General features: G+C 64.9%; 28 protein-coding genes. 26 read left to right on the top strand and 2 right to left on the bottom strand.

Features of this window, described 5'->3' with window-relative positions; translation table 11 throughout:
• The first annotated feature begins 2 nt into the window (after positions 1 to 2).
• Both J7I92_RS05505 and J7I92_RS05500 read left to right on the top strand, forming a co-directional pair.
• On the top strand, positions 3 to 335 hold the full coding sequence (locus J7I92_RS05505; RefSeq protein ID WP_251039508.1) for a VRR-NUC domain-containing protein: 333 nt from the start codon (positions 3 to 5) through the stop codon (positions 333 to 335).
• Positions 332 to 1,069: a hypothetical protein gene (locus J7I92_RS05500; RefSeq protein ID WP_214838392.1), complete on the top strand. Its 738-nt coding sequence runs from the start codon at positions 332 to 334 to the stop codon at positions 1,067 to 1,069. Before J7I92_RS05505 ends, J7I92_RS05500 begins: the two co-directional genes overlap by 4 nt.
• A 247-nt stretch (positions 1,070 to 1,316) precedes the next feature.
• On the opposite strand, the gene J7I92_RS05495 is transcribed toward J7I92_RS05500, so the two are convergent.
• Positions 1,317 to 1,502, bottom strand: a complete 186-nt coding sequence (locus tag J7I92_RS05495; protein ID WP_214838390.1) for a hypothetical protein — start codon at positions 1,500 to 1,502, stop codon at positions 1,317 to 1,319.
• A gap of 127 nt (positions 1,503 to 1,629) precedes the next feature.
• Between J7I92_RS05495 and J7I92_RS05490 the strand changes: the two genes are divergently transcribed.
• The 24 genes from J7I92_RS05490 to J7I92_RS05375 all read left to right on the top strand — a co-directional run bounded on the left by J7I92_RS05490 (position 1,630) and on the right by J7I92_RS05375 (position 22,629).
• Complete coding sequence (locus tag J7I92_RS05490; protein WP_214838388.1) at positions 1,630 to 2,118, top strand: hypothetical protein; 489 nt, start codon at positions 1,630 to 1,632, stop codon at positions 2,116 to 2,118.
• Positions 2,111 to 3,550, top strand: a complete 1,440-nt coding sequence (locus tag J7I92_RS05485; protein ID WP_214838386.1) for a hypothetical protein — start codon at positions 2,111 to 2,113, stop codon at positions 3,548 to 3,550. The genes J7I92_RS05490 and J7I92_RS05485 overlap by 8 nt, the downstream gene beginning before the upstream one ends.
• Before the next feature lie 13 nt (positions 3,551 to 3,563).
• Positions 3,564 to 3,704, top strand: a complete 141-nt coding sequence (locus tag J7I92_RS05480) for a hypothetical protein (protein ID WP_214838384.1) — start codon at positions 3,564 to 3,566, stop codon at positions 3,702 to 3,704.
• On the top strand, positions 3,701 to 4,870 hold the full coding sequence (locus J7I92_RS05475; protein ID WP_214838382.1) for a phage portal protein: 1,170 nt from the start codon (positions 3,701 to 3,703) through the stop codon (positions 4,868 to 4,870). Before J7I92_RS05480 ends, J7I92_RS05475 begins: the two co-directional genes overlap by 4 nt.
• Positions 4,863 to 5,549 (top strand): HK97 family phage prohead protease, encoded by a 687-nt coding sequence (locus J7I92_RS05470; protein ID WP_214838381.1) that lies wholly within the window; start codon positions 4,863 to 4,865, stop codon positions 5,547 to 5,549. Before J7I92_RS05475 ends, J7I92_RS05470 begins: the two co-directional genes overlap by 8 nt.
• A 78-nt stretch (positions 5,550 to 5,627) precedes the next feature.
• Entirely contained in the window at positions 5,628 to 6,848 is a 1,221-nt protein-coding gene (locus tag J7I92_RS05465) for a phage major capsid protein (protein ID WP_214838379.1), read from the top strand.
• Between the two features lie 92 nt (positions 6,849 to 6,940).
• Complete coding sequence (locus J7I92_RS05460) at positions 6,941 to 7,321, top strand: hypothetical protein (protein ID WP_214838377.1); 381 nt, start codon at positions 6,941 to 6,943, stop codon at positions 7,319 to 7,321.
• Positions 7,321 to 8,118 carry a hypothetical protein gene (locus tag J7I92_RS05455; protein ID WP_214838375.1) on the top strand — a complete coding sequence of 266 codons (798 nt, stop codon included), beginning with the start codon at positions 7,321 to 7,323 and terminating at the stop codon, positions 8,116 to 8,118. The genes J7I92_RS05460 and J7I92_RS05455 overlap by 1 nt, the downstream gene beginning before the upstream one ends.
• A complete protein-coding gene (locus J7I92_RS05450) occupies positions 8,115 to 8,600 on the top strand; it encodes a hypothetical protein (protein WP_214838373.1) in 486 nt (161 codons plus the stop codon). Before J7I92_RS05455 ends, J7I92_RS05450 begins: the two co-directional genes overlap by 4 nt.
• Before the next feature lie 9 nt (positions 8,601 to 8,609).
• Positions 8,610 to 8,885 (top strand): hypothetical protein, encoded by a 276-nt coding sequence (locus tag J7I92_RS05445; protein ID WP_214838372.1) that lies wholly within the window; start codon positions 8,610 to 8,612, stop codon positions 8,883 to 8,885.
• Positions 8,882 to 9,910 carry a phage tail tube protein gene (locus J7I92_RS05440; RefSeq protein ID WP_214838370.1) on the top strand — a complete coding sequence of 343 codons (1,029 nt, stop codon included), beginning with the start codon at positions 8,882 to 8,884 and terminating at the stop codon, positions 9,908 to 9,910. Before J7I92_RS05445 ends, J7I92_RS05440 begins: the two co-directional genes overlap by 4 nt.
• Positions 9,910 to 10,500, top strand: a complete 591-nt coding sequence (locus J7I92_RS05435; protein WP_214838368.1) for a hypothetical protein — start codon at positions 9,910 to 9,912, stop codon at positions 10,498 to 10,500. Before J7I92_RS05440 ends, J7I92_RS05435 begins: the two co-directional genes overlap by 1 nt.
• Positions 10,501 to 10,504: 4 nt before the next feature.
• Positions 10,505 to 10,900 (top strand): hypothetical protein, encoded by a 396-nt coding sequence (locus J7I92_RS05430; protein WP_214838365.1) that lies wholly within the window; start codon positions 10,505 to 10,507, stop codon positions 10,898 to 10,900.
• Between the two features lie 188 nt (positions 10,901 to 11,088).
• A complete protein-coding gene (locus J7I92_RS05425; RefSeq protein WP_214838363.1) occupies positions 11,089 to 13,641 on the top strand; it encodes a phage tail tape measure protein in 2,553 nt (850 codons plus the stop codon).
• A gap of 1 nt (position 13,642) precedes the next feature.
• Positions 13,643 to 14,497 (top strand): phage distal tail protein, encoded by an 855-nt coding sequence (locus tag J7I92_RS05420; RefSeq protein WP_214838361.1) that lies wholly within the window; start codon positions 13,643 to 13,645, stop codon positions 14,495 to 14,497.
• Positions 14,488 to 15,639 (top strand): hypothetical protein, encoded by a 1,152-nt coding sequence (locus J7I92_RS05415; protein ID WP_214838358.1) that lies wholly within the window; start codon positions 14,488 to 14,490, stop codon positions 15,637 to 15,639. Before J7I92_RS05420 ends, J7I92_RS05415 begins: the two co-directional genes overlap by 10 nt.
• The gene (locus J7I92_RS05410; RefSeq protein WP_214838355.1) at positions 15,639 to 16,559 is read left to right on the top strand and encodes a tail fiber domain-containing protein; all 921 of its coding nucleotides are present in this window, start codon (positions 15,639 to 15,641) and stop codon (positions 16,557 to 16,559) included. The genes J7I92_RS05415 and J7I92_RS05410 overlap by 1 nt, the downstream gene beginning before the upstream one ends.
• On the top strand, positions 16,556 to 17,593 hold the full coding sequence (locus J7I92_RS05405) for a hypothetical protein (RefSeq protein WP_214838352.1): 1,038 nt from the start codon (positions 16,556 to 16,558) through the stop codon (positions 17,591 to 17,593). The genes J7I92_RS05410 and J7I92_RS05405 overlap by 4 nt, the downstream gene beginning before the upstream one ends.
• Positions 17,594 to 17,606: 13 nt before the next feature.
• The gene (locus J7I92_RS05400; RefSeq protein ID WP_214838349.1) at positions 17,607 to 17,912 is read left to right on the top strand and encodes a hypothetical protein; all 306 of its coding nucleotides are present in this window, start codon (positions 17,607 to 17,609) and stop codon (positions 17,910 to 17,912) included.
• Positions 17,905 to 18,777, top strand: a complete 873-nt coding sequence (locus J7I92_RS05395) for a hypothetical protein (protein ID WP_214838347.1) — start codon at positions 17,905 to 17,907, stop codon at positions 18,775 to 18,777. The genes J7I92_RS05400 and J7I92_RS05395 overlap by 8 nt, the downstream gene beginning before the upstream one ends.
• A complete protein-coding gene (locus J7I92_RS05390) occupies positions 18,774 to 19,550 on the top strand; it encodes a hypothetical protein (protein ID WP_214838344.1) in 777 nt (258 codons plus the stop codon). Before J7I92_RS05395 ends, J7I92_RS05390 begins: the two co-directional genes overlap by 4 nt.
• The gene (locus J7I92_RS05385) at positions 19,550 to 19,891 is read left to right on the top strand and encodes a hypothetical protein (protein WP_214838341.1); all 342 of its coding nucleotides are present in this window, start codon (positions 19,550 to 19,552) and stop codon (positions 19,889 to 19,891) included. Before J7I92_RS05390 ends, J7I92_RS05385 begins: the two co-directional genes overlap by 1 nt.
• The gene (locus J7I92_RS05380) at positions 19,884 to 20,045 is read left to right on the top strand and encodes a hypothetical protein (RefSeq protein ID WP_214838337.1); all 162 of its coding nucleotides are present in this window, start codon (positions 19,884 to 19,886) and stop codon (positions 20,043 to 20,045) included. Before J7I92_RS05385 ends, J7I92_RS05380 begins: the two co-directional genes overlap by 8 nt.
• Before the next feature lie 121 nt (positions 20,046 to 20,166).
• On the top strand, positions 20,167 to 22,629 hold the full coding sequence (locus J7I92_RS05375; protein ID WP_214838334.1) for a right-handed parallel beta-helix repeat-containing protein: 2,463 nt from the start codon (positions 20,167 to 20,169) through the stop codon (positions 22,627 to 22,629).
• Here the strand turns inward: J7I92_RS05375 and J7I92_RS05370 are convergent.
• Positions 22,615 to 23,208 (bottom strand): acyltransferase, encoded by a 594-nt coding sequence (locus J7I92_RS05370; RefSeq protein ID WP_251039507.1) that lies wholly within the window; start codon positions 23,206 to 23,208, stop codon positions 22,615 to 22,617. The genes J7I92_RS05375 and J7I92_RS05370 overlap by 15 nt on opposite strands.
• Positions 23,209 to 23,225: the final 17 nt, after the last annotated feature.

Here is a 23,225-nt window from a genome sequence, read left to right as displayed (position 1 = left end):
GCATGCCCACCAAAGAACTTTCATCGCACAAGCCCCTGACTGAATCCCAGTTCCAGCAGCAGGTCATCGACCTGGCCAAGCTCCACGGGTACCGCCTGATCTACCACACCCACAACAGCCGGCGCTCGGCCCCGGGTTTCCCGGATCTCGTCATGATCAACGAGCAGCGCGGCCGGGCGTTGTTCCGGGAGCTGAAGACCGAGACAGGCCTGGTGGCCCCGGCCCAGTTCGAATGGATCACCGGCATGACCCTGGCCGGCCTCGATGCTGCGGTGTGGCGTCCATCTCACCTGCAGTCCGGGCGGATCACGCGAGAGCTCAGGGGCGAAGCATGACGAGCTGCACCACGGAGGATTGCCACCGGCTGACCACGCTCTACCTCTGCACGAGCTGCATCGTTGAGCTGGACAGCCTGCTCGAAGATGTCGGGGCCCTTGTGCGGCTGATCGATGGACCCATTGCCAGGACAAGCGTGACCCGCAATGCGGCATCGAGTGGCGGCGGTGGTGGTCACCCAGGATCAAAGCCGGCAATCAACTTGGACGCGATGCTGTTGAAGGCATGGCTGTGTCAGCTCCCGGCCCGGGCCCATGCCGAAGCGATGGACAATCCCAAAGCGGGCGAGACGCTGTACATGGCGCGCATCTGGGTCAAGCAGGCGCGGGATCTCGTTTGGGGTCCGGAAGATCATCGGGTCTACGGGGAATGCGGGGAGGAACTTGACCCTAGCGGAACGCAGTGCGACGGCCAGTTGACTGCCCACCCGGATGACCTAACCGTGAAGTGCAAGAGCTGCGGCACTGTCCACGAAGTCCGGGACATCCTGGCACGCCTGCGGGAACGTGCAAGGGGAAAGCCCATGAGCCCGAGGGAAGTCCGCGAGTACTTGCAGCAGAAGGCCAGGGTATCGATTCTGAAGAAGGACTTCGAGAACTGGGTCCAGCTCGGCCGCTTGCGCTATGTCCTCGACCACGTGTCCACTATCGGCACGGGGCGCCGCCTCTACTTCCCCGGCGATGTCCTCGCAGTATTCGAAGACATGCGCGGGAGAAGAAGATATGGACGCTAAATGTAGTACCCTAAATCCGACGGGATAGTTGTCCCCAAAGAGCCTCGACCGGATACCCGGCCGGGGCTCTTCGCATGTGCAAGGTTGGTGATAAGTGCCGACGCTTGATGAGTGGGACCCGAAGCGCGGGAGGTCAGGCCGGCCATGGCAGCGGCTGGTCAAGATGTTCTGTCCACCTGGTTCGATCTGCGCATGGTGTCATGAAGAGATCGTGTTCGGTCTCCGGCCTCGGCATCCGCTCGGCCCGTCACTGGATCACATCGTCGCCCTGATCGACGGCGGCCACCCGACCGCACCGTGGAACCTTCAGCCCATGCATCTCGGGTGCAACGTGAAGAAAGAAAACCATCGTCGCCGGCAATTGAAGGCCGGTGCCCAGCGCCTCGAACGACCCCGCACGAAGCTCCGACCACGCTGAAAACGCCGGAATCACGCGGATTTTTTAGGAATTCGGCGTGTGGGCGACCCGCGCGTCTTCCATTTTTTCTCTCCCTTGGGAATCACCTGATCTTCCCTTTTTGAAAGGGCAAACCCGGCCCGGACTTTTGATGGAGGCAGCCTTGACGAAGCAGCGATCGAAAGTAATCAAGCACGGCGACAAGCCGGGACTCACCGGATACCGTAAGGGCTGCCGGTGCGACACCTGCGGGCAGGCGAAGAGCGACGACAACGCCGCCTACCGGGCGAAGAAGAAGCTGCAGGATGCAACCGACGTGGAAGCCGCACAGCATTTCTTCCCGGCGCCTCCGGAGATCGAGCCGTCTTCCATGGCCGTTGCCTGGAACGCGCCCGCCGGCCCGATCGAGACCACCCTTATTTCGGAGCTGGACGCTCTGATCGGTGAGCCGCCGTTCAAGAAAACACTGCTGGTTCTGGCGAAGTACAACGCCCGGGTACTCGATCAGATCCCCCAGCTGGAGCGCCCGGACCTGATCAGCGGCATGCAGTCCCGCCTGTTCAACGTCTTCGACCGGCTGCGGCGGGTCGAAACAGCGGCAGGTTCGGGCAGCAGCTGGGACATGTCCGCGCTTCTGACGACGGATGACTGACGCCAGGAACCCACCGCCGCGCTTCGCGACCCAACGCAACTACCAACGGAAGACCCTGGGCGGCGCAGTCTGCAAAGTCATGGAGGCATCGGGCCGCGCTCCGATGCCCTGGCAGCGGGACGCGCTGGCCGTGGCCTGCGAGATTGACCCGGCAACGGGGTCCTTCTGGTACGACACGATCATCCTTGTCGTCCTGCGCCGTGCCGGGAAGACCACCATCAGCCGGGCCAAGCTCACCCACCGGGCGCTGACGACCGTTGACGGGCGGATGATTTACACCGCACAGAATCGCCTGAAGGCGCTCAAGCGGCTCCGGGATGACTTCTACCTCCCGCTGTACCGGTCCCCTCTGAAGGAGACGCTGGAGAAGCCGCGCTGGCGTGGCGGTGAGGAAGCCGTCCGGTGGAAGACCGGCGCCGAACTGGCCATCGATACGGTGTCCGAGAATGCCGGCCACGGCGACATGAACCATGAAGGGCACATCGATGAGGCATATGCCCACGCGGACAACACCCTCGAAGGCGGTCTGCAGCCCACCCTGATGACCGTGATCGGCTCCCAGTTGTGGATCCTGTCGGCCGCCGGCAACGCGAACTCCGGCTACCTCCAGGACAAGGTCGAGGTCGGTCGGGCCCTAGTGGAATCCAAGCGCGAGACCCGGACCTGCTACATCGAGTACTCGGCCCCGGATGACTGGGACCCGGAAGACCCCGAGTCGGTAGCGAACACCCACCCCGGCGTCGGGCACACCATCAGCCTTGACCGTGTGATGTCGCTCCGGGATGCATCCAAGAATTTGAGCGAATGGGAACGTGCCTGGCTCGGCTGGTGGCCGAAACCCAAGGTCCCGCCGCGCGTGATCCCGACGTCGGCGTGGGAATCGAACTACACCCAAGGCGATGAAGAGGCCTGGACCGGGACCCCGTTCTGGACCATCGACACATCACCTGACCGCGAGACAACGTCCATCGCCATGGCCGCCGAGTCCACAGTTCCGGGCAAGACCTGCTTCCTCGAGCTGTACGACCAGCTGCTCGGGACCGCCGGCGTCGTCCCTGCGCTGGTGAAACTGCGCTCGCAGTTCGGCGGGAACATCGTGGCGCTGGACGGCAACGGCGCTGCGAAGTCCCTGCGCAAGGATCTGGAAGCCGAGGGATTCGAAGTCATCCTGGTGTCCGGACCCAACCGGGTGGATGCCTGCGGCGGGTTCTACGACGACGCCCTGGTCGGTGCACTGCGGTTCGAAAATGACCCGCTGCTGAACACGTCAATGACCAACGCGGTTAAGCAATCGGTCGGCGGCCGCGCCTGGATCTTCGCCCGCAACCGAACACTGGCTGACATCTCGGGCTTTTACGCCGTGGTGTTCGCCCGCTGGCTCTTCAAAGAGAAGGCCGGCGCGACGTACAACGCACTGGATTCAGTGCTCTAGAAGGAGTTGAGACATGCGCGCCTGGCTAACGACTGCTCTGGATGTGCTCGGCGCAGCACTGATAGTGACCGCTGTTGCCCTGGTCTACGTGCCGGCGGCGCTCGCTGTGGCCGGTCTCGCCTGCCTTGCTATCTCCTGGAGGGCCAGCCAATGAGTCTTTTCTTCCGCAATGAGGAGCGCTCGGGCGGGTCAGGGATTGACGGTGTCCTCGGCGGCAGCTTCGCGAGCGGGTCAGGCCTCGGTTCCAGGGGCATGAAATCGGCCCTTCGGGTGGTCCCGGTGTACGCAGCAACCAGCCTTATCGCTGACTCACTGGCCGTCACGCCGGTCTCGGCCTTCGAGATGGCCCAGTCCGGAACGCGCTCGGGGCTCCCAGTCCAGCCCGGGCTGGTCACCAACCCGAACCCGAACCTGCTGGGCACCCGCGTTGATTGGCTCCACCAGTGCGTTACGTCCCTCAAGCTCCGGGGTAACGCCTTCGGAACCATCATCGATTACGACCGGTTCGGGGCATCCAAGGTTCAGTGGCTGCACCCGGACAGCATCCGCGTGGATGAGTCCAAGGCTGTCCCCCAGTACATTCACAACGGCAAGGCTCTGGAGTACGCCTCGGTGGTCCACATCGCGGAGTACGTCCTCCCCGGGTCCATCGTCGGGCTGTCCCCCATTGAGCAGTTCCAGGTGCAGCTGGACATGGCGCAGAGTGCGCAGCAGTTCGGGACCAACGTCTACCGCCGCTCGGGTGTCCCCTCCGGGCACCTGAAGAACACGGTGCAGAAGCTGTCGGCCCTGGAGTCCTCCGTCGTGAAGAGCCGCTTCAAGTCCTCGGTGGCCAATGGAGATGTGTTCGTCTCGGGCAATGACTGGGACTACAGCAAGCTCGGGCTGACCATGGCCGATGTCCAGTTCCTGGAATCGATCAAGGCCACGGCCAATCAGATCGCCGCCATCTACAAGGTTCCGCCAGAGGAGATCGGCGGGGACTCCGGCAGCAGCCTGAAGTACACGACCGAGGAACTGAACCAACTCAAGTTCAGCCGGCGGGCTCTGCAGCCGACGGCGGTCCGGCTGGAGCACCATCTGAACAGGCTCCTGAACCCGGGCCTGTACGTGAAGTTCAACCTCAACGCCAACGTCCGCGGGGATCTCAAGTCCCGCATGGAGGCTTACGAGGTCGGTCTCAGGATCGGCGCCTACAGCCTGGAGCAGGTCCGCGACTTCGAGGACTTCGAGATGCTCACCCCAACCGAGATCGACCAGTGGCAACTCTGGTTCGGCAATGTGAAGAAACTACAGAACGGAGGTGGTTCCGGTGCGTGATCTGGAGCTTCGCCATATCAGCCTTCCCGTGGAATTCCGCGAGACGTCCAACGGACTCGGCACGCTCAGCGGGTACGCCTCGGTATTCAACCGCCTCTCCCAGAACCTGGGCGGCTTTGTGGAGCGCGTGGACCCCGCGGCCTTCAACAAGTCGCTGGCCGACCAGGTGGCCGTCCTCGCCCGGTACAACCACGACGACAACCACCTACTGGGAACCACCGAGGCTGGCACCCTGCGGCTCGAGGTGGATGGCACAGGGCTGCGGTACGACGTCGACATTCCGGACACCACCAGCGGCAGGGATGTCCGCGAGCTGGCCAAGCGCCAGGACGTCCGCTACTCCAGCTTCGCGTTCCGCACCGTGGCCGACGACTGGGACTTCACCCCGGAGGGCTTCCCCCTGCGGACCCTGCTGGCCGTCCAGCTGGTCGACGTCGCCCCCGTGAACAACCCCGCCTACCGGGACACCACCACAGGCCTGCGCTCGCTGGCTGACCGCCTCCACATGGACGTGGCCAAGGTCCGCGAGACCGCACCGGAGGAGTTGCGCAAGCTGCTCCTCACTCCCCCAGATTCCCGCACCGATGAGGAGCGGGCAGAGGAAGAGCAACGGCAGGGCGAAACCCACCGGAGCTTGGATCTCTACCGGCGCCGGCTGGATCTCCTCCACCGCGCCTAGTAATGCCCGTGGGCAGGACGAAATCCACCCGCACCTCACCGCACTAAATCCACTTCGACATTTCCAGGAGGGAATGCCATGAGCGAAACGCTCGCAAAGAAGCTGCTCGAAAAGCGTGCAGCAGCCCACGAAAAGGGCAAGGCCATCATCGACGCTGCGGATGCTGAGGGCCGCGCCCTCACCGCCGAAGAGTCCCAGTCCTTCGACGCCATCACGGCCGAGATGGATTCCCTGCGCTCGCAGGCTGACCGTCTCGTCGCGTTCGAGAACGAGCAGCGCGACATCGCCGCTTCCCTGGGCAAGGTCCCGGGCCGCGGCGAGGACCGCAACGAGGACGCCGCGGAGGTGCTGCTGCGCAAGATGCTGCAGGGCCGCAACGGCGCATGGGAGTACACGCCCACCCACGAGGAACGCCAGGAAGTACGGGCGCTCGTCAAGGGCACCCCGTCCGCCGGCGGCTACACCGTGCCGACGACCTTCTACGGCCAGCTCATGGAGCACGCCATCGAAACCTCGGCGATCCTCTCGGCGGGTGCGACGATCCTCTACACCTCCAGCGGTGAAGAGATCAGCGTCCCCGTAACCATCTCCGCGCCGACCGGTGCGCAGGTCGGTGAAGGCCAGACCATCCCCACGTCCGAGCCTGTTCTGGCCAAGCGGTCCCTGTACGCCTACAAGTACGGCGACCTCTCCCAGCTCAGCCGCGAACTGGCTGACGATTCCGCGTTCGACCTCGAGGGTTTCATTGCCCGCCAGGCCGGCCGCGCCATCGGCAATGCTTTCGGCGCCAAGCTCGTCGCCGGTACCGGGACCAACGAGCCCTCCGGCCTGATCACCAGCACCACGCTGGGCAAGACTGGCGCGACCGCCGTCGGCGGCGCACCAACCTGGGACGATCTGATTGACCTGTTCTACTCGGTCATCGGTCCGTACCGGAACAGCCCGAACGCGGGCTGGCTGATCAAGGACGGCACCGCTGCCACGCTGCGCAAGCTCAAGGACTCCAGCGGGCGTTACCTCTGGGAGCCGTCCATCATCGCCGGCCAGCCGGACATGATCGAAGGCAAGCCCGTCTTCACCGACCCGAACATGCCCGGCGTGGGACTCGGCAACAAGTCCGTCGCGTTCGGTGACATGTCCGCCTACTTCGCCCGCATCGTCAACGGCGTCCGCTTCGAGCGGTCCGACGACTTCGCGTTCGACAAGGACCTGATCACCTACCGCGCCATCATCCGCGGCGACGGCGTCCTGGTCGATCAGACCGGAGCGGTCAAGCACTTCGCCGGCGGCGCTTCCTAGCCAACGGTAACCACGTGGCGTGCGGACCCTGAAACCCCGGGCCCGCATGCCGCCCTCAACGCACAGCAGAACACCTTCCAAAGGAGTTAGTAATGACTGCAAAGAACAAGACAGTCCGGCTGGTCGGCAAGATCTCCGGGACCCGCGACGGCGAAGACTGGCCGGCACCCGGCCAGACCATAGACCTGCCCGAAGACGAAGCCAGCCAGCTGCTCGCCAGCGGCCTCGCCGTCAACCCCGATGTCGAGACCGCAACGGCCACGACCTCCGGAGTCGAGACCGCAACCGCCCGCGGCAACCAGCCGCTGCGCGTGTCTGCTGCCGACGCCAAAGCGGCCGCGGATGCCCAGGCTGCGGCGAAGGCCCAGGCCGAAGCCGACGCCCAGGCTGCTGCCGCCAAGCTCCTCGAGGAGCAGGCCAAGCAGACCAAGGCTGACGCAGACGCCGAAGCGAAAGCCGCGGCTAAGAAGTAATGGCGTCCCTTGACCTCGGCGCGAAAGCCACGGTGAAATGGCCCACCGCGCCGGACACCGGACCATACGCGCTCGCGGTCAAGAAGCCGGACGGCACCACGCTGGACCCGGCCCCGGAAGTGACCGGGTACCGGGAGTCAGCGCAGGCTGAGTTCGTTCCGCCGATGGCCGGCAGGTATCTGCTGAGCTGGACGGCGGGCGGTGCCGGCGCCTACACCGACGTGCTGGATGTATGGCCCGCAGATCCGCAGTTCCTCATTCCACTGGATGAGGTGCTGACGGGTCTGCGGCTGCCGTCCAACGCGGACCCCGCCAAAGCCCAGGACCTGCGCCTGTACCTCGCGGCCGCGACACCGGTCATCGAGGACATTACGGGTCCGATGCTGGCCGCAACCAAGACCTACACCACGTGGGGCGGTGACAGCGCCGTCGTGCTGCCGGACCTGCCCACAGAGATCCTTGGCATCACTGCCGATGGCGCGGCTGTGACAGCCTATGTTCCGGATCTCGCATCGGGTCTTGTGTATGCAGGAACCCGCAGCGCTGTCACGGTCTTCCCTGGTGGCGAGCTTGTTGTCACCTACCGGATCGGTAGCGCAGAGATCCCGCCAAACATCCGGCTGGCGGCTCGGGAGCTGGTCCGCTTCTGGTGGCAGGGAGGCATGCAGGGTTCCGGAGGCGGCACAATCCGCGGCGTCCAGCAGGACACCGACGCCTTCACCCCGTCCGGCTACGCGGTCCCCCGCAGGGTCATCGAGCTCTGCGCACCGCACCAGCAGATGGGCGGCTTCGCATGACGGCGCCGGACCTCACGCAGGCAACCCTCGGCCTTGCGTTCAAGAAGGCCTTCTACGCGGCGGTCAAGGAACTGATGGCCGGCGGCTATGACACCGAACACGTCTATGTGGTCTTCGGCCAGCCGGCCACCTACCAGCCTGACGACATCGTGTCCTTCGGCAGGGTGTCCGTCGGTCAGCAGGCGGCGACGCTCTCCACTAACCGCAGCCGTGAGGAAACCCTCACGGTCGAAGTAACGGTCTCGTGCTTCCTAGGCGGCGATGAAGAAGCCGAGATCCAGACAGCCGAGCGGGCCTACGACCTGCTGCGCCGCATTGAGCACTACGTCCGGATGACAGACACCACGGTCGGCGGCACGGTACGGCAATGCTTCCTCACTTCCCACGAGTCAGAGGGCGCAACGCCGGAGGACCTGATTGACCAGGGCCGCGTGACGGAAGTCGTCGCGACCTTCACCGCAAACGCCCGCATATCGGCTTAGGAGAAACCCATGCCAAGACTCAAGAACATTTCCCCGCTCGGCGCGCTCGACGTCCCACTGCTGCGCAGAGTCATCGAAGCCGACGAGATTGTCGACGTCACCGAAGATCAGGCCCGCGTCCTGCTCCTCCAGCCCGACAACTACCAGCCCACAGACAAGGCCGCCAAGACGCTGGCCGCCGATCTGACGGCCCAGCAGGACGACGACGGGGCAGAGAGCCACGACGGCGACAACGAGGACGCAGGCGACCAAGCCAGCGGCGAAGGAGAGGGTGAAGACCAGTGACGACCCAGCTTGATTGCTCCGTGGGCCTGAAGAAGGAGACCACGTACGGCACCGGCGTGACCGTGGACCGGTTCCCCGAGTTCATCGACGAGTCCCTGGCGTGGAACCCCACGTTCGTCCAGGGCGCCGGTATGCGCGTCGGGTCACGCGTGGCCCGCTCCGGCCGCAGAGTCCTGGCCAAGCAGTCCGCCGGCGGCGACATCAACATCGAACTGGTGAGCAAGGGACTCGGGATCTTCCTCGAAGCCCTGTTCGGCACGGCGGTCTCGACCACTGTCCCGGGCCAGACCGGTGTCTTCCAGCAGCTGTACACCCCGACGACTACGGACCCGCTGAACAGCTACACGATTCAGAAGGGCATCCCCACCCTGGGCGGCGGCGCGGCTACGGCCATGACGTTCCTCGGCGCGGTCTGCACCTCCGGTGAGTTCTCCGCGTCCAACGCTGACATCGTGAAGCTGAAGACCAGCTGGGACGCCAAGGAAGTCAAGACCGACGTCGCGTACGCCGCCCCGTCGTATGTCGTCGGCGGCGAGCTGTTCCACTTCGCGGAGGGCGCGATCACCATCGGCGGATCGCAGACCCCGCCCACGGCGACGGCACTCGCCACCGGTGGAACCACCGCGGCCACCATCGAGGAATTCTCCGTCTCCTTCGACAACAAGATTGACGACGGCGGCTTCACCTTCGGCGGCGCAGGCAAGCGGAACCGCAAGCCAGTCGTTGGCCTGGCCGACGTCAAGGGCAAGGTCACGGCGGAGTACGCGGACACGGTGCTGCGGGACGCCTACCTGAACCAGACCGCGCTGGGCATGACGCTGACGTTCCTCTCGACCACGACGATCGGGACCTCGGCGAAGTACGCGCTGCAGTTCCACTTCCCGGACATCCGCCTCGAGGGTGAACTGCCGAAGTCCGCCGCCGGTTCCCCGGTAAAGCAGTCCATCGACTTCACCGTCCTGGACGGCCTCGCCGCCGGGTCCCCGATCTACGTCGCACTGGTCACCACCGACGCCACCATCTGATGGCACGCTCCGCGCACCAGCGCGGCGGCGGGTCTGATCTTCCGGAAATCACCATCACCTCCCCGAACATCCGGGAGGCGCTGGCCAAAGCCAAAGAGATCGGGCCCGCTGTACAGCGCAACCTGCGCCGCAGCCTACGCGGCGTGGGCGACGACATCATCAAGGAACAGCGCGCCATCCTCTCCGGCGCCAAGCCCGGCAACGCCAAGCGCAGCGGCAAGACAGTCCGCCGGATCAAGGACTCCAAAGGCAGGACCTACCTCCGGGCGGTCAACGTCTACAAGGCAGAGGCCGCCGGCCGCAGCCGCAGCACCGGCATGCGCAACCGCGTGAAGGCCTCACTGAAGACCCGCGTCGTCGCAGGCGCCACCCGTTCCGGCATCAGCATCCGGGCGGACAAGGGTGTCGGCGGAGTGATGGTCAAGGGCTGGAACAAGAAGGTCATCCGGCATCCCGTGTTCGGGAACAAGGAATCGTTCGTCTCGCAGTTCGGCCAGCCGTACTGGTGGGAGCCGATCAAGGCCGGACGCATCGACGCGAAAGACAAGGCGCTCGCCGCCATCGACGACGCACTCAACGGAAAAGGGTAAAAGCGTGAAGCTCATTGTGGGAGACAAGAAGTACCCGCTGCAGGAAGCCATCCAGGGAGCGACGCTCCGGAACCTGTACGTCCTGAAAGTCCAGACCGGCATTGGCATCAAGTCGCTCCGGGACGCCTTCAAGCGCATGCAGGACCAGGCACCCAAGGACGGGACCGCCGCGGACCCGCTGGACTTCCTTGAGGACGAAGAGAACCTGCTCGCGCTCCAGGCCATGGTCTGGCTGTGCAAGCGCCACGCAGGCGAGTCGGTGACAGTCAGCGAAGCCAACGACTTCCCGCTCTCCAAGATCGGCTTCGAAACGGAGCCGGAGGAAACCGCAGCGGAGGACCCTACGGTAGCCCGGACGGATTCCGTTCCGGGCGTAGAGCCAGCCGCAGCCAACAGCTAGACGACGCTGACGACATCGAGGCATCCATTTACCGGTGGATCACCACGATCTCGCATGTCTGGCCAGGCATCACCCCGCTGAACGTCTGGGACCTGCCCTACATGATGTGGCTCAAGTTCGTCGCAAACGCCAAAGCCTGGGAAGAACAGCAGGACAAAGCCCGGCAACGATAAGGAAGGCGGTCCCTGATGGCAACACAGCAACTGCTGTTCGACATCCTCGCAACATCCAAGGGCGTCGATAAGACCTTCCAGGACGTCGCTGATTCCGCGGACTCAATGGCCGGCAAGCTCGGTGCGGCCGGCGCGAAGGCAACCTCCAAGCTGTTCAGCCCCATGACGGCAGCGGCGGCCGGAGGTGTCGCAGGCGCTGCGCTGATGTCCGGCCTGCACACAGCCATTGACATGGACTCAATCACGTCGACCATGACAGCAGGGCTGAACCTCGCAGGCCCGGAAGCGGCAAAGGCCGGCGAGACCGCAGGCAAGATGTACGCGGACGGCTACGGCGATTCCTTCGAGGGCGTCTCGGCCGCGGTCGGTGCAACCCTGTCCTCCATCAAAGGACTCTCCGGCCAGTCCGCAGAAGACATCCAGTCCGTCACGTCAAAGGTCATGGACCTCTCCAGCGCCTTCGAGCTGGACGTCGGCCGGACCGCGCAGATTGCCGGGCAGATGATAACCACCGGCCTGGCGAAGGACGGCGCGGGAGCTGCCGACCTGCTGGCCGCAACACTGTCCAAGGTCCCGGTCAACGTCCGCGAAGACGTGCTGGACGCCATCGACGAGTACGGTCCGATGTTCGCCAACCTCGGCATGTCCGGCGGCGAGGCCATGACCATGCTCGCGGACGCATCCGCCAAAGGCGCGTTCGGTATCGACAAGACCGGCGACGCCCTGAAGGAATTCACCATCCGGGCAACGGACATGTCCGAAGCCACGGCCGGCGCCTACGAGTCCCTGGGCATGGACCAGACCGACATGACGAACAAGCTGCTGGCCGGCGGCGACACCGCCCGGGCAGCCTTCGACCAGATCATCATGGGGCTGGGCGACATCAAGGACCCGGCCCAGCAGTCACAGGCCGCGCTCGCCCTCTTCGGCACACCTATTGAAGATCTCGGTACCGCCGAGATTCCCAAGTTCATCGACTCCCTGCTCAACTCCCAGGAAGCCCTCGGCACCGTGGAAGGGTCCGCAGGGTCACTGAGCGACAAGCTGCACTCCGGTCCGGGCGAAGCATTCAAGGACCTGCAGCGCACCGCCGAGACAACCCTCGGCCAGCTCGGCGCGCAGATGCTCCCCATCCTCACACCGATCCTTGAAGGGCTCCAGCAGTTCGCCCCGATCATCGGCCCCGGGGTACTCGCGCTCGGGGCGCTCGCCGCCGTGATCGCCGTCGTCAACTTCGTCATGGCCATGTCCCCGATCACCTGGATCATCGTCGGGATCGTGGCGCTGATCGCCGCCATCGTTGCCCTGGTCATGAACTGGGACGCCGTCGTCGCGTTCCTCACCGAGGCCTGGGGCGGGTTCATGAACTGGATGATGGAAGTACTCGGCGGTTTCGGGAACTGGTGGAACGAGATCTGGGGCGGCCTCGGGAACTGGGTCACCGAAGTGTGGAACAACATCGTCGGATTCCTCGGCGGGGTCTGGAGTGTTATCGCCGCCGTAGTGATGACGGGCGTGCACACCGTAATGGATCCCATCATTGCCGGGTTCACCGCCGTGTGGAACTTCGTCTCCTCGGTGTTCACCAACATCGGGAACTTTATCGCCGGCGTCTGGAACTGGATTACGTCCCTGGTCGGCAACATCATCGCCGCTTTCGTCCAGACCCACGGGGACCAGATCGCCGCGATCTGGAACAACATCGTGGCGGTGTTCACCGCCATCGGCGGGTTCTTCGTCGGGATCTGGAACTGGTACGTCGGCATCATCACCGGCGCGCTGCAAGCCGTGTGGGGTGTGGTCTCCGCAGTCTTCACCGCCGTGTGGGGATTCATCTCCGGAGTGTTCACCGCCATCGGCGGATTCGTCGGCGCGGTATGGAACACCATCGTGGCCGTAATCTCCGGCGCTGTCGGCGCCGTATGGGGAGCCATATCCTCCGGGTTCGGTGCAGCCTGGGGATTCATCAGCGGGGTCTTCGGACAGGTAGCCGGCTTCCTCGGTGGCGTCTGGGGCGGCATCGTCTCCGGCGTGTCCGGGATGGTCGGGAACGTCCTCGGCGTCCTCGGCGGACTGGGCTCCCAAATCATGGGCATCCTGTCTGGTGCTGGCAACTGGCTGTACGGCATCGGCCGAAACATCGTAGAGGGCCTGATCAGCGGCGTGCAGTCCCTCGCCGGGACCATCGGCAACGCCTTCCTGAGCATGGTTCCTGGATGGATCGTCGGACCGTTCAAGCAGGCTCTGGGCATCGCGTCCCCGTCGAAGGTCTTCGCGGGCTTCGGCGAGAACATCGGTGAGGGCGTGCTGGTCGGTGTCGGCCGGACGCAGTCCCGGATCGATGACCGCATGGCCAGTCTCGTGACCGTGCCGGAGTTCGCCACGGCCACGGGGTTCGGCAGCACCGGAACCGTCGGCAGCTCCCGCTCCGGCGCCTCCGGCGGATCCACCATCGATGACCTGATTCAGGCCATCCGGGAACAGCGCCCCATCAAGGTCGAGACCGTCCCGGGCTCAGAGGAAACGATGGCCCGGGCGCTCGCTGAACAACTGGCATGGAAGGGGTGACATGGCAGGCATCCGCACCGTGACCGTGGACGGGCTGGTCTTCAGCACCGAGGGATGGACCAGCCCGGACGGGTTCACTCTCTGGCTTGATGACCTGAAGGGCTGGGATGACGGGCCCGCTGTCCGCCGTGACCGGGTCTCCCGGATGGGCGCGCACGGAGAATTCTCCGAACGCGGCTGGCGGGACGCCCGCCTGGTCACCCTTGAGGGCGACGCCGGCGCACCCACTATCGAAGCTGCCGCGCTCGCCGCGCAGCAGCTGGCCGCCGTCCTCGGTGACGGGCTGGCCGGGGTGCTCGATGTGACGGACACGGCCACGGTGGATATGTCCGCCGGGGCCTACCTGTTCGCTGACCCCAAGCTGTCCTGGAAGAACGACACGACGCTGACCTACCAGCTGCAGTTCTGGTGCCCCAAGCCCCGGAAGTACGGGGCGGCCGTCAACGCCATCACCGGGATAGCAAGCCCGGGCGGGGGTCTCACCTACCCGCTGGATAACCCTCTGGACTACGGCGCGCTCGGGGACCCGGGGACGCTGACCCTGACGAACACCGGCACCGCGGACACGGCCCCGACGTTCACCGTGACCGGTGCGATGCCCAACGGTTTCACGATCACGCACGTGCAATCCGGTCAGCGGCTGGTGTACTCGGCGCCGATCCTGCCCGGGCAGTCGGTCCGGCTCGATTCCTCGGACGCCTCGGTGGAACTTGACGGGTACGCGGACATGTCAGCGAAGCTCACTGTCCGGCAATGGACACGGTTGGCCAGGCGCACCTCCGGGACCTGGCTCTTTGAAGCCGTCGGCTCCACCGGCGCGACGTTGACGGCGGAGGTGAGACCGGCATGGTGGTAGATCCCGCATTCCGGGTCTTCGTCGGGAACATGGTCACCGGTGAAATTACCTGTGACCTGCCCGTGGCATCGCACAGCTGGGGCCTCCGGCTCAACGGCGCCGGCGACATCGACGCCACCGTCCGGGCCTACGCCGAGGAACTGCGGAACAAGGATCTGCGCAACTTCACCGCAGTGAAGAAGCAGTACCTCGCCGTCGCCTACGGTGACCGCATCCTCGAGGCGGGACCGATCTGGAAGCGCGACTACAACGCATCCACCGGGGCCCTCAAACTCGGCGCGTCCGGGATCTGGTCTCTGCTCGACATGGTCAAGGTCCTGAACTGGGCACAGATCAACGCCGGCACAGCGGTGACCCGCTCGGTACTCAGCCTGTCCGGCCTGTCACTGGGCAGCATCGCAAGCGAACTCGTCAGGCTCTGCGTGGCCGGCAACCCGTTCAACCCGGGCCTGCCGATCATCCTGCCCGCCGCCACGACCGCCGGCACCAACGAGCGGAGCTACAAAGGCTACGAGCTCGCGTTCCTGGGCGAGACCCTGCGGAAGCTCACGCAAGTAGAGAACGGCCCTGACATCCGATTCCAGCCCCGATACAACGGCGCCGACCCGACCCGCATCGAATGGGTCATGACCCACGGCACCGCCGCCTCACCACTGCTGTACCAGGGCGGGGACGACTGGACCTGGGACGGCACCGTCGACGAGTCTGGCGTCTCCGACATCGGCGTCAAGGAAGACGGCACCGCCATGGCTGACCGTGTCTGGCAGCCCGGCGCCGGATCAGAACTGGAGATGAAACTCGCCACCGCCCAGGACCTCAACCTCATCACCACCGCCGGCTACCCGTGGACCGAAGCCGACGCCGCATCCAAAGACGTCGAGAACCTGACCATCCTCCAGGGGCACGCCAACGCCGCCATGGCCGCCGCCCGCCGCCCCATCGAAACATGGGACGTCAGCGTCCGCGCCAACACCAATCCACTGCTGGGCAGATATCTCCCTGGCGACTTCGCCCAATTCATCGTCCCCACCGGCAACCCCATGCTGGAGCCCGGCACCCGCCGGGTCCGGCTGATGGCCATCGACGGAGACAACAGCAACACCGTCAATCTGACCCCCGCACCCATGCCGGCAGGAGTGTAATGACCACCGACGCCCCCCGCTCCATCCCCGACCCGGACGCCCGCGCCAGGCTCAACGACCGCCAGAAAGAACAGGACCGGCGGATCTTCGAACAGGAACGCGGAGCACCCCAACGGTCCATGTCCATCTCCGACGAAACAGGCAAAGGCATCCGCGTAGACGAAACCGGGTTCCGCACCGTGGACGCCGCCGGCAACACAGTCGGGATCTTCCAGACATCCGACGGAACGTTCGTCATCAAAGACAACGCCGGCAACCCCATGGCCCGCTTCGGCGCCCTGCTCTCCGACGTCGGCAACTTCGGCGGCGAAATCTGGGACAGCATCAACAGCGTCTGGGTCAAGCTCGTCACCGGCGCCTCCGCATCCTGGGCATCCATCACCGGCAAGCCAACCACCTTCACACCCTCCGCGCACACCCACGCAGGCAGCGACGTCACATCCGCTGTGGCGCTCGCGGACGGGTCGGCCTACGCCTTCAACAACAACGTGGCCGGCACGACGTTTTACGCCGTCTGGGTAGGTAACGACGGCGGCAACCACCTGGGCAAGAACACGTCTTCGCTGCGGTACAAGCAGAACGTCAGGCCTTACTCGGTGGACCCTGCCAAGGTGCTGCAGCTGGAGCCGAAGATCTTCGACCGGAAGCCGGTCAGGATCCCCACTCCGGAGGGGCAGGAAGGCCCCGATCAGATGATCGCCGGGGCAACCAACGAATACGGGCTGATCGCTGAGGAAGTCTACGAACTCGTGCCGGAAATCGTGGTCTGGTACGACGACCAGATTGACGGCATCCGCTACGACCTGCTGGCTCTGGCCCTGCTCGACGTGGCCAAGGACCAGGACCAGCACCTGAAGAGACAAGACGAACGGATCGCCGCCCTTGAGGCCGCGGTCATTGCATTGGGAGGAACACTATGACGGTGAATCGTGGACCGGGCGTCGCGCCCGTTGCGGGCGTCGGAACAACCACTGTCGAGCACCGCCTCCAGCTGGCCGGCCAGTACGCGGAGAACGCCCCGGGAGTCCCACGCTCGGGCGTCCTGGCGCAGGCAACTACCGTGCTGGTGGTCCCCCGGGATGATGGCATGTCCTGGGACGTCATGCCGCACGAGTCAGTCATCTCGCGGACAGCGTCAGAGGGTGTGTACACACCGACGCTCACGGGCACCACCAACGTCACAACCATCGCCGCGCCGGCAACGGACTCCCGATGGGACCTGCTGTACATCAAGCAGAACGACACGGCGAAGGGTGACGCCGACAACCAGGCGATCCTCGGCGTCATCCAGGGAACGGCCGCGGCTTCGCCGTCAAAGCCCACTGGCTCGCTTCCGTCGGGTGCCATGGTCCTGGCCGAGTCGAGGGTCTTCGCCACGACCACCGCTCTCCAGCAGGGGTCGAACACCACGTCTCAGGTCTGGCGGCACACAGCCGCCCGCGGCGCTGCTATCCCGGTCCGGGATGCCACCGAGCGGGCAGAGATCACGACCCCGGCGGTCGGCCAGCAGGTGAAGAGGCTAGACCAGAATGGCCGGATCGAGACGTGGAACGGCACTGTCTGGTGGTACCACGGTCAGACGTGGTCCTTCAGCCGCGGCGCCGGCAGCGACTCCACCTTCAGCGGCGCGAACACGGGCCTTGTCTCCGGGACCATCACCAACGCTCCCGCAGGGAAGTACCGCATCGAGGGTGAAGCCGGACTGTACGGGGCGACTTCGGCTGTGGGGCGGGTGTTCGTTGCCACGGGCCCGTCCGGCTCCTCCGTCTATTACAAGAAGCGGCAGGACCTCACCGGCACCCCGTCAACGTACGAGCCCAACAAGCGGGACTTCGTCCACGCGGGCGGCAACCTGGTGATCACCGTGGGCTACGACGTGGTCAGCGGTTCAGCGTCCGTCATGTCCGCATCGTCGGGAGAAACCACCGTGACCGCCGTCTTCGAAGGACCGTAGGAGGGCCAGACGTGTGGATGCAGCGCTCATCACCGCGATTACGGCCGCCTTCGTTGCCGTCGGCGGCGGCGCATGGAAGGTCATCGACCGCGCCGACAAGAAGCGCGAACGGAGGGAGATCAAGGTGGAAGAACTCCTGAAATCCCGTGTAGCCGCACTCGAGGCCGAGAAGAAGGACGCCGAGGCCGCAGCGAAAGCGGACCGCCGCTACGCCTCGCGGGTCAAGGCGGCCGCCGGTTCGTGGCGGGAGCAGCTGATCGCCAACAAGATCACTCCGGACCCTGCCGACTGGCCGAAGGAAGAAGACGCGCATGAGTGACTACGACGACCCGGAACTCCGGGCAGCAGCCGCAGCGGCGGCACGGTCCCGCAAGTCCGATAAGCGTTGGAAGATGCTCCTCACCGTGCTGTCCTTGCTCCTCGGGGTGGTCACGGTAGTCGCCTTCTGGCTGTCCATGAATAACGCCAGGCTCGCGTCAGAGAACGCGACGTTCGCCCAGCAGCAGCAGGGCGAGAAGAAGGAGATCGCCAAGGAGGCCGGGAAGGCGCTCTGCGGTGAAGGCGACCGGCAGATCTACGACCGGGACCTCTGCGCCAAATGGGCTGAGGCAGCTGGGGAACCTACCATCGCGCCATCGGCCCCGCCCGTTCCGATCGGCGGACCATCCCAGGCGGACCTTGTAGAGGCCTTTCGCGCGTACTGCGCAGGAGGGAACTGCAAGGGACGGGACGGGCAGCCGCCGACCCCTGACGACATCGCCGCAGCATTTGTGCGGTTCTGCTCAGACGGGCGCTGCACCGGTCCGGCGGGACAGGATGCCGCACCGCCGAAAGACGGCAAGGATGGCACAGACGGGGTCTCGTTGCCGCCCGCTCCCGAGGTAGTCCTGGCGGCTGTCCAAACTGTGTGCGCCAACGACGCATGCCGAGGGCCGGCCGGTGCCGACGGTAAGGAGGGGCCTCCACCAACCGCCGAAGCAATCCTCGCCGCCGTCCAGCAGGTATGTGCAAACGACGCCTGCAGAGGCCCCGCAGGAGCAGACGGTCAAACCGGCGCCACCGGTCCGGCGCCTGCATCTTTCACATTCACCGACCGCACCGGCACCACCTACACATGCACACCGAACCCGCCGGGATCAGCAACCTACACCTGCGAAGGTTCCACACCAGGAGTTCTCCCATGATCGACATTCAGCAGAACCTTGGCCTGTGGATCCCGCAGGTCAACGGCCAGTACTTGAACGAGGACTGGGAGCCAACGACGCAGGGTTACGGCGCCCAGTGCTGGGACACGGCCGCGCACTGGTCACGCTTTCTCGGCCTGCCCGTGATCAACACCGGCGGCGCCGGCCGCTGGCCCGGCTGGGCAGGGAACATGGTGGACGCCTTCCCGCAGAGTCCGGAGATCGCAGCAGCCTACGAACTGATCAGCCCGGATCAGCCCATGCTCCCCGGCGACATCGTCGTCTGGGGCGACTCGTACTGGTACTACCCGGCCACGCACGTGGCCGTGGGCGTCCAGGACAAGGGCGGCTGGAAGCTGTGCATGTCCGGGAACAGCAGCGACTCCCAGCCGAACAACCCGTACCCGGAATGGACGACCGGGCCGACCATCCTGCAGCATCTCCCCAGCCAGGGCCTCATCGGCTACATCCGGCCACGCGTCGGCACCATCGCCCTGCAGGGCACCATCACACCCGTCATCGACATCCCAATATCCACGGAGGACAAAATGCTAGTGCTCGCAACGAACGGCTCCAGCCCCCAGGTCTGGGCCGGTGACGGTATTCTCCGCCGCCCCGTCTGGACCCTCGACACCATGAACGCCTCCCAGTGGCTCGCCCGCAACAAAGTCCTGGGTCCCTTCTACAAGGACGGCGAAGTCCAGACCATCCCGGACCTGAACTCCATCGGCATCGATGTCATGGCGCTGGTCGGGAAGGGCGTGAACGGCTGATGGACCCTTTCCTCAACCTCAGTAACCCGGTCCTCTGGGCGCTCGCCGTTGGCTTCTTCAGCCCGCCGGTGATCAGCCTTATCCAGCAGTCCCGCTGGAGCACACGGCGGCAAGCCCTCGTGGCGTTCGCCTTCTACCTGGTGGTGGCCGCGGTGACAGCCTATGTGGCTGGGCTGTTCAGCACCCCGGACATCCTGCGCCTTGCCCTGCTGATCTTCCTCGCCGCCGGCACCAGCTACAAGACCCTGTGGAAACCAACCGGTGTCAGCCCGGCAATCGAAGCGGCGACGTCAGCCAAACCCGCCGGAGACCACGCAGCAGGAAGGATGCCCAATGTCTGAGGAACTGCCCGAGCTGCTGACGGAGCACACGCCGTCAGCCGAAACCCATCACATGGCCTGCGGCGCGCCGTGGATGCCGGCCCACACCGTGGACGCTGACGGCGTCCAGACCGTCCGGCAGGTCTGCCCGGCGTGCGGTGCCTCCCACAACTGACAGCCGATTAGTCACAAAAAAGATTGTGGCGTAACAGTCTAGGTCTAGCATCCGTGTCAAGACTGATAATTCCTCCCGCACGAAATGAGCGCCCGGACGCCGGGCAGAGTAGGAGCCTTTGATGGGCTTTCCCGCAGGCATGCAGCTGGCGACGGTTGCGTTCGGCATCCCGCTGACTGCGACGGGCAAGGACGTGGTCACGAAGGTCACGGTGAAGCCGACGTCGCGGGTGATCTGGGCGGCGACCGGCCAGCCGCTGCCGGAGTTCTCCGACTCCTTCACGGCTGAGGCCGGGCTGCTGGGTCAGTTCCAGGTTCCGTTCGTGGACCAGTCCGGTTTCATCGATTCGGCTGGCAACGCGGTGACGGACTTCGCGTACCAGATCAGCGCGTCCTGGGAGTTCGGCAACGAGCGTCCGATCAACTGGAGCAAGAACCTGAAGCCCCTGCTGGGGCAGACGGGACCGATCGATCTGGACCTGGTCCCGGACGGCCCGGTGTCCATCCCGGTCACCGCCCCGACGGCTGCTGTCCTGGGCTTCGGCGGCCGGACGGGCTTCGTGACGCTGCAGGAATCGGACCTGCCCCCGCGGCTGTCCGCATCGGAGCTTTCTGCCACATATGCCCCTGCGTCTGGCAGCACAAGCTACGCAGCTAAGACCGTGGAAACGTCCAAACTGGACAAGACTGAGGCGGCAACGCTGTACGCCCCTGACGGAGGTGTTCGGCCTGTTGGTAAGGGTGAGCTGGTCACCAACGTCAAGGACTACGGCGCGAAAGGCGACGGCACGACCAACGACACGGCGGCTCTCAACGCCGCGCTTGCCGCCTCCGACAACGTGTTCTTCCCCAAGGGCGTCTACCGCATCGACAACCCCGTCCAGCGTAGTGGAGGGAAGATTACCATCACAGGCGCGCCCGGCGCGGTCATCAAGCCCCTCGCTACCTACGCGCAGGGAGACGGCAGGGACATGCTGCGCGTACTGGACCCCACCGGCCCAGTTGTCATTCAAGGCCTAACCATAGACGGCAACGCTACGGCTCTCAACGGCGGAGCAGGCTTCCCGAACTGGCAGAACTACATTGGGACCATCACCGTACTGGGCACCGTCATATCCGCCCTGGTATCGGTGACCATCCGAAACAACCGCATCTACAACGCGCCCAGCACCGGCATCAACGTCACGGGCGGCACCTACGTCACGGTCGAGGATAACTGGGTAGACGACGTGATGCACCACCCGATCTACGTTGGCCGCTCCACCCTCGTCCCCACAACGTTCGTCCGCATCGCCCGCAACCGGGTAGCAGGCCGCGGCGACCAGGGCACAGACCCGCTCATCGGTGGTATCGGCATCCTTGTCCAGAAGTGCAACCGCGTGCACATCCTCGACAATCAGATCAGCAACACATCCGATACTGGCACCAAGACTGAGGGCTGCAACGACGTCCTTTACCGGGGCAATCATGTTGTTGATGCTGGCAAGGATGGCATCAAGGTGCAGGCCTACCAGTCCGACGTGACCCAGGTATACCGGGCAGTCATCACCGGCAACATCGTCCAGCGCATCAACGCCTGGCGCACAGACGGTACAGGACTGATCGTCATGCACAACGTCAAGCAGGCCGTCATCGCCGACAACGTCGTGGAAGGCGGCGGCACCCGCGTGGCAGACGCCTACAGGTGCGTCTGCGAGTCCACCGGGTTCCCGTTCTCAGACCTCCTCATCGCCAACAACCTCGCAACCAACATCGCCGGGCTCGGCGTCCGGGTCATCGAGAGCGCCAACACCAACCAGAATGCTAACGTCACCATCAGTGGCAACCGTGTCGGTGGCGGCATCCTCGCAGGCTCAAAGGGCGGCGGCGACTACAAGATCATCGGCAACACCATCGACAAGGCCGGAGTCCTCAACACCACCGTCTACGGCGTGAACGTGGACAAGTTCGTCACCGGCTCCGTTGACGTCAGCGGAAACACGATCGCCGATCACCTTGGCGGCGTGTTCGTCACCCTCAGCGCAGCATCCGATGTCCGCGCCGTGCGCATCGCCGACAATATCATCCGCGACGTGAAGGACTGGGGCGCTCGGGTAGACAACTTCGACGCCAGCCAGGCAACAGCGCAGGTCGTGGAAATCGTCCGTAACCAGTTCATCAACACCAGTGCAGACGGGGCCGCGAAGACGGCCGCCATCCGAATCGGAATCGCGCAGCTCTCCGTGGTTCTGGCGAAGGTCAGCCAGAACATCTTCCGGCAGATCGGCGCTGGCACGATTGGCGCTCCGCTCCAGATCAACGGCACCACCTACCCCGTGTCCCTGATGGACTACAGCGGGAACATGCTGTCAGGAAGCATCACGAGCCCGGATGTCAACGGGGAAACGGCAATAACCCGGCTCACCGGCTACAGCCGCTCAGCAGCCCCGACCTGGGGAACCTGGGCCGTGGGCGATTACGTCACCAACAAGGCGCCGGCAGAAACGGGAACGGCGGGCTCTAAGTACGTCGTGAAGGGCTGGGTTTGCGTCACGGCCGGAAGCCCTGGCACTTGGGTGCAGGACCGGGCACTAACCGGCAACTGATAGGCGCGTGCCGCTCTTGCTCAGTGGCTTGGCGGGAACGCCACCGACCACTGACATGGGCGGCACGCACGTTCCGCGGGTAATGACCGCGTTCGCCGCCACCACGGCACCTTCGCCCACGGTTGCGCCTGCCAGCACTGCCACACCGCGAGCGATCCACGCCCCGGCGCCGATGGTCACCGGATCAGATACGAGCGTCCGGTGCATGTCAATGTTGTGGGTAGCGTGGTTGTGATCCCGGATGGTCACGGACTCTGCTATCTGCACTTCATCCCGGATGGTAACTTCATCGAACGCGCCGATCAGGCTGTGGTGAAAAACCTTCACGCCATCGCCAACGCGAAGACTCGCGTGTTCGCCTACGTCCAGGATGACGCCGTGGCCTAGGTACACGTCAGAGCCGATATGCCAGCCGGCGGTAGGTGGGCGCATCAGGCGAACGCCCTTGGCGACCGCAAGGCCCTTGCCGCAGGTCCCGCCCCACGCCCTGATCCAGAGCCGCAGGCGGGCGCCACGGCACAGATCGCCCTTGTACTTGGCGCTATTCAACGCCCGCCGAATCAGTCCCCCAACAGTCATGACCCAACATTAACAGC

Origin of the sequence: Arthrobacter sp. ISL-72 (genome assembly GCF_018613755.1) — a bacterium.
Lineage (GTDB): Bacteria > Actinomycetota > Actinomycetes > Actinomycetales > Micrococcaceae > Arthrobacter.
Note: the sequence above shows the minus strand (reverse complement) of the source record. Positions and strands in the feature narration are given on the sequence as shown.

What these genes read in the sequence shown, in the direction of transcription:
- J7I92_RS05505 (WP_251039508.1), top strand. Translation starts at nt 3, where the DNA reads ATGCCCACCAAAGAACTTTCATCGCACAAGCCCCTGACTGAATCCCAG.
- J7I92_RS05500 (WP_214838392.1), top strand. Translation starts at nt 332, where the DNA reads ATGACGAGCTGCACCACGGAGGATTGCCACCGGCTGACCACGCTCTAC.
- J7I92_RS05485 (WP_214838386.1), top strand. Translation starts at nt 2,111, where the DNA reads ATGACTGACGCCAGGAACCCACCGCCGCGCTTCGCGACCCAACGCAAC.
- J7I92_RS05480 (WP_214838384.1), top strand. Translation starts at nt 3,564, where the DNA reads ATGCGCGCCTGGCTAACGACTGCTCTGGATGTGCTCGGCGCAGCACTG.
- J7I92_RS05475 (WP_214838382.1), top strand. Translation starts at nt 3,701, where the DNA reads ATGAGTCTTTTCTTCCGCAATGAGGAGCGCTCGGGCGGGTCAGGGATT.
- J7I92_RS05465 (WP_214838379.1), top strand. Translation starts at nt 5,628, where the DNA reads ATGAGCGAAACGCTCGCAAAGAAGCTGCTCGAAAAGCGTGCAGCAGCC.
- J7I92_RS05460 (WP_214838377.1), top strand. Translation starts at nt 6,941, where the DNA reads ATGACTGCAAAGAACAAGACAGTCCGGCTGGTCGGCAAGATCTCCGGG.
- J7I92_RS05455 (WP_214838375.1), top strand. Translation starts at nt 7,321, where the DNA reads ATGGCGTCCCTTGACCTCGGCGCGAAAGCCACGGTGAAATGGCCCACC.
- J7I92_RS05450 (WP_214838373.1), top strand. Translation starts at nt 8,115, where the DNA reads ATGACGGCGCCGGACCTCACGCAGGCAACCCTCGGCCTTGCGTTCAAG.
- J7I92_RS05445 (WP_214838372.1), top strand. Translation starts at nt 8,610, where the DNA reads ATGCCAAGACTCAAGAACATTTCCCCGCTCGGCGCGCTCGACGTCCCA.
- J7I92_RS05435 (WP_214838368.1), top strand. Translation starts at nt 9,910, where the DNA reads ATGGCACGCTCCGCGCACCAGCGCGGCGGCGGGTCTGATCTTCCGGAA.
- J7I92_RS05425 (WP_214838363.1), top strand. Translation starts at nt 11,089, where the DNA reads ATGGCAACACAGCAACTGCTGTTCGACATCCTCGCAACATCCAAGGGC.
- J7I92_RS05420 (WP_214838361.1), top strand. Translation starts at nt 13,643, where the DNA reads ATGGCAGGCATCCGCACCGTGACCGTGGACGGGCTGGTCTTCAGCACC.
- J7I92_RS05415 (WP_214838358.1), top strand. Translation starts at nt 14,488, where the DNA reads ATGGTGGTAGATCCCGCATTCCGGGTCTTCGTCGGGAACATGGTCACC.
- J7I92_RS05410 (WP_214838355.1), top strand. Translation starts at nt 15,639, where the DNA reads ATGACCACCGACGCCCCCCGCTCCATCCCCGACCCGGACGCCCGCGCC.
- J7I92_RS05405 (WP_214838352.1), top strand. Translation starts at nt 16,556, where the DNA reads ATGACGGTGAATCGTGGACCGGGCGTCGCGCCCGTTGCGGGCGTCGGA.
- J7I92_RS05395 (WP_214838347.1), top strand. Translation starts at nt 17,905, where the DNA reads ATGAGTGACTACGACGACCCGGAACTCCGGGCAGCAGCCGCAGCGGCG.
- J7I92_RS05390 (WP_214838344.1), top strand. Translation starts at nt 18,774, where the DNA reads ATGATCGACATTCAGCAGAACCTTGGCCTGTGGATCCCGCAGGTCAAC.
- J7I92_RS05385 (WP_214838341.1), top strand. Translation starts at nt 19,550, where the DNA reads ATGGACCCTTTCCTCAACCTCAGTAACCCGGTCCTCTGGGCGCTCGCC.
- J7I92_RS05380 (WP_214838337.1), top strand. Translation starts at nt 19,884, where the DNA reads ATGTCTGAGGAACTGCCCGAGCTGCTGACGGAGCACACGCCGTCAGCC.
- J7I92_RS05375 (WP_214838334.1), top strand. Translation starts at nt 20,167, where the DNA reads ATGGGCTTTCCCGCAGGCATGCAGCTGGCGACGGTTGCGTTCGGCATC.
- J7I92_RS05370 (WP_251039507.1), bottom strand. Translation starts at nt 23,208, where the DNA reads ATGACTGTTGGGGGACTGATTCGGCGGGCGTTGAATAGCGCCAAGTAC.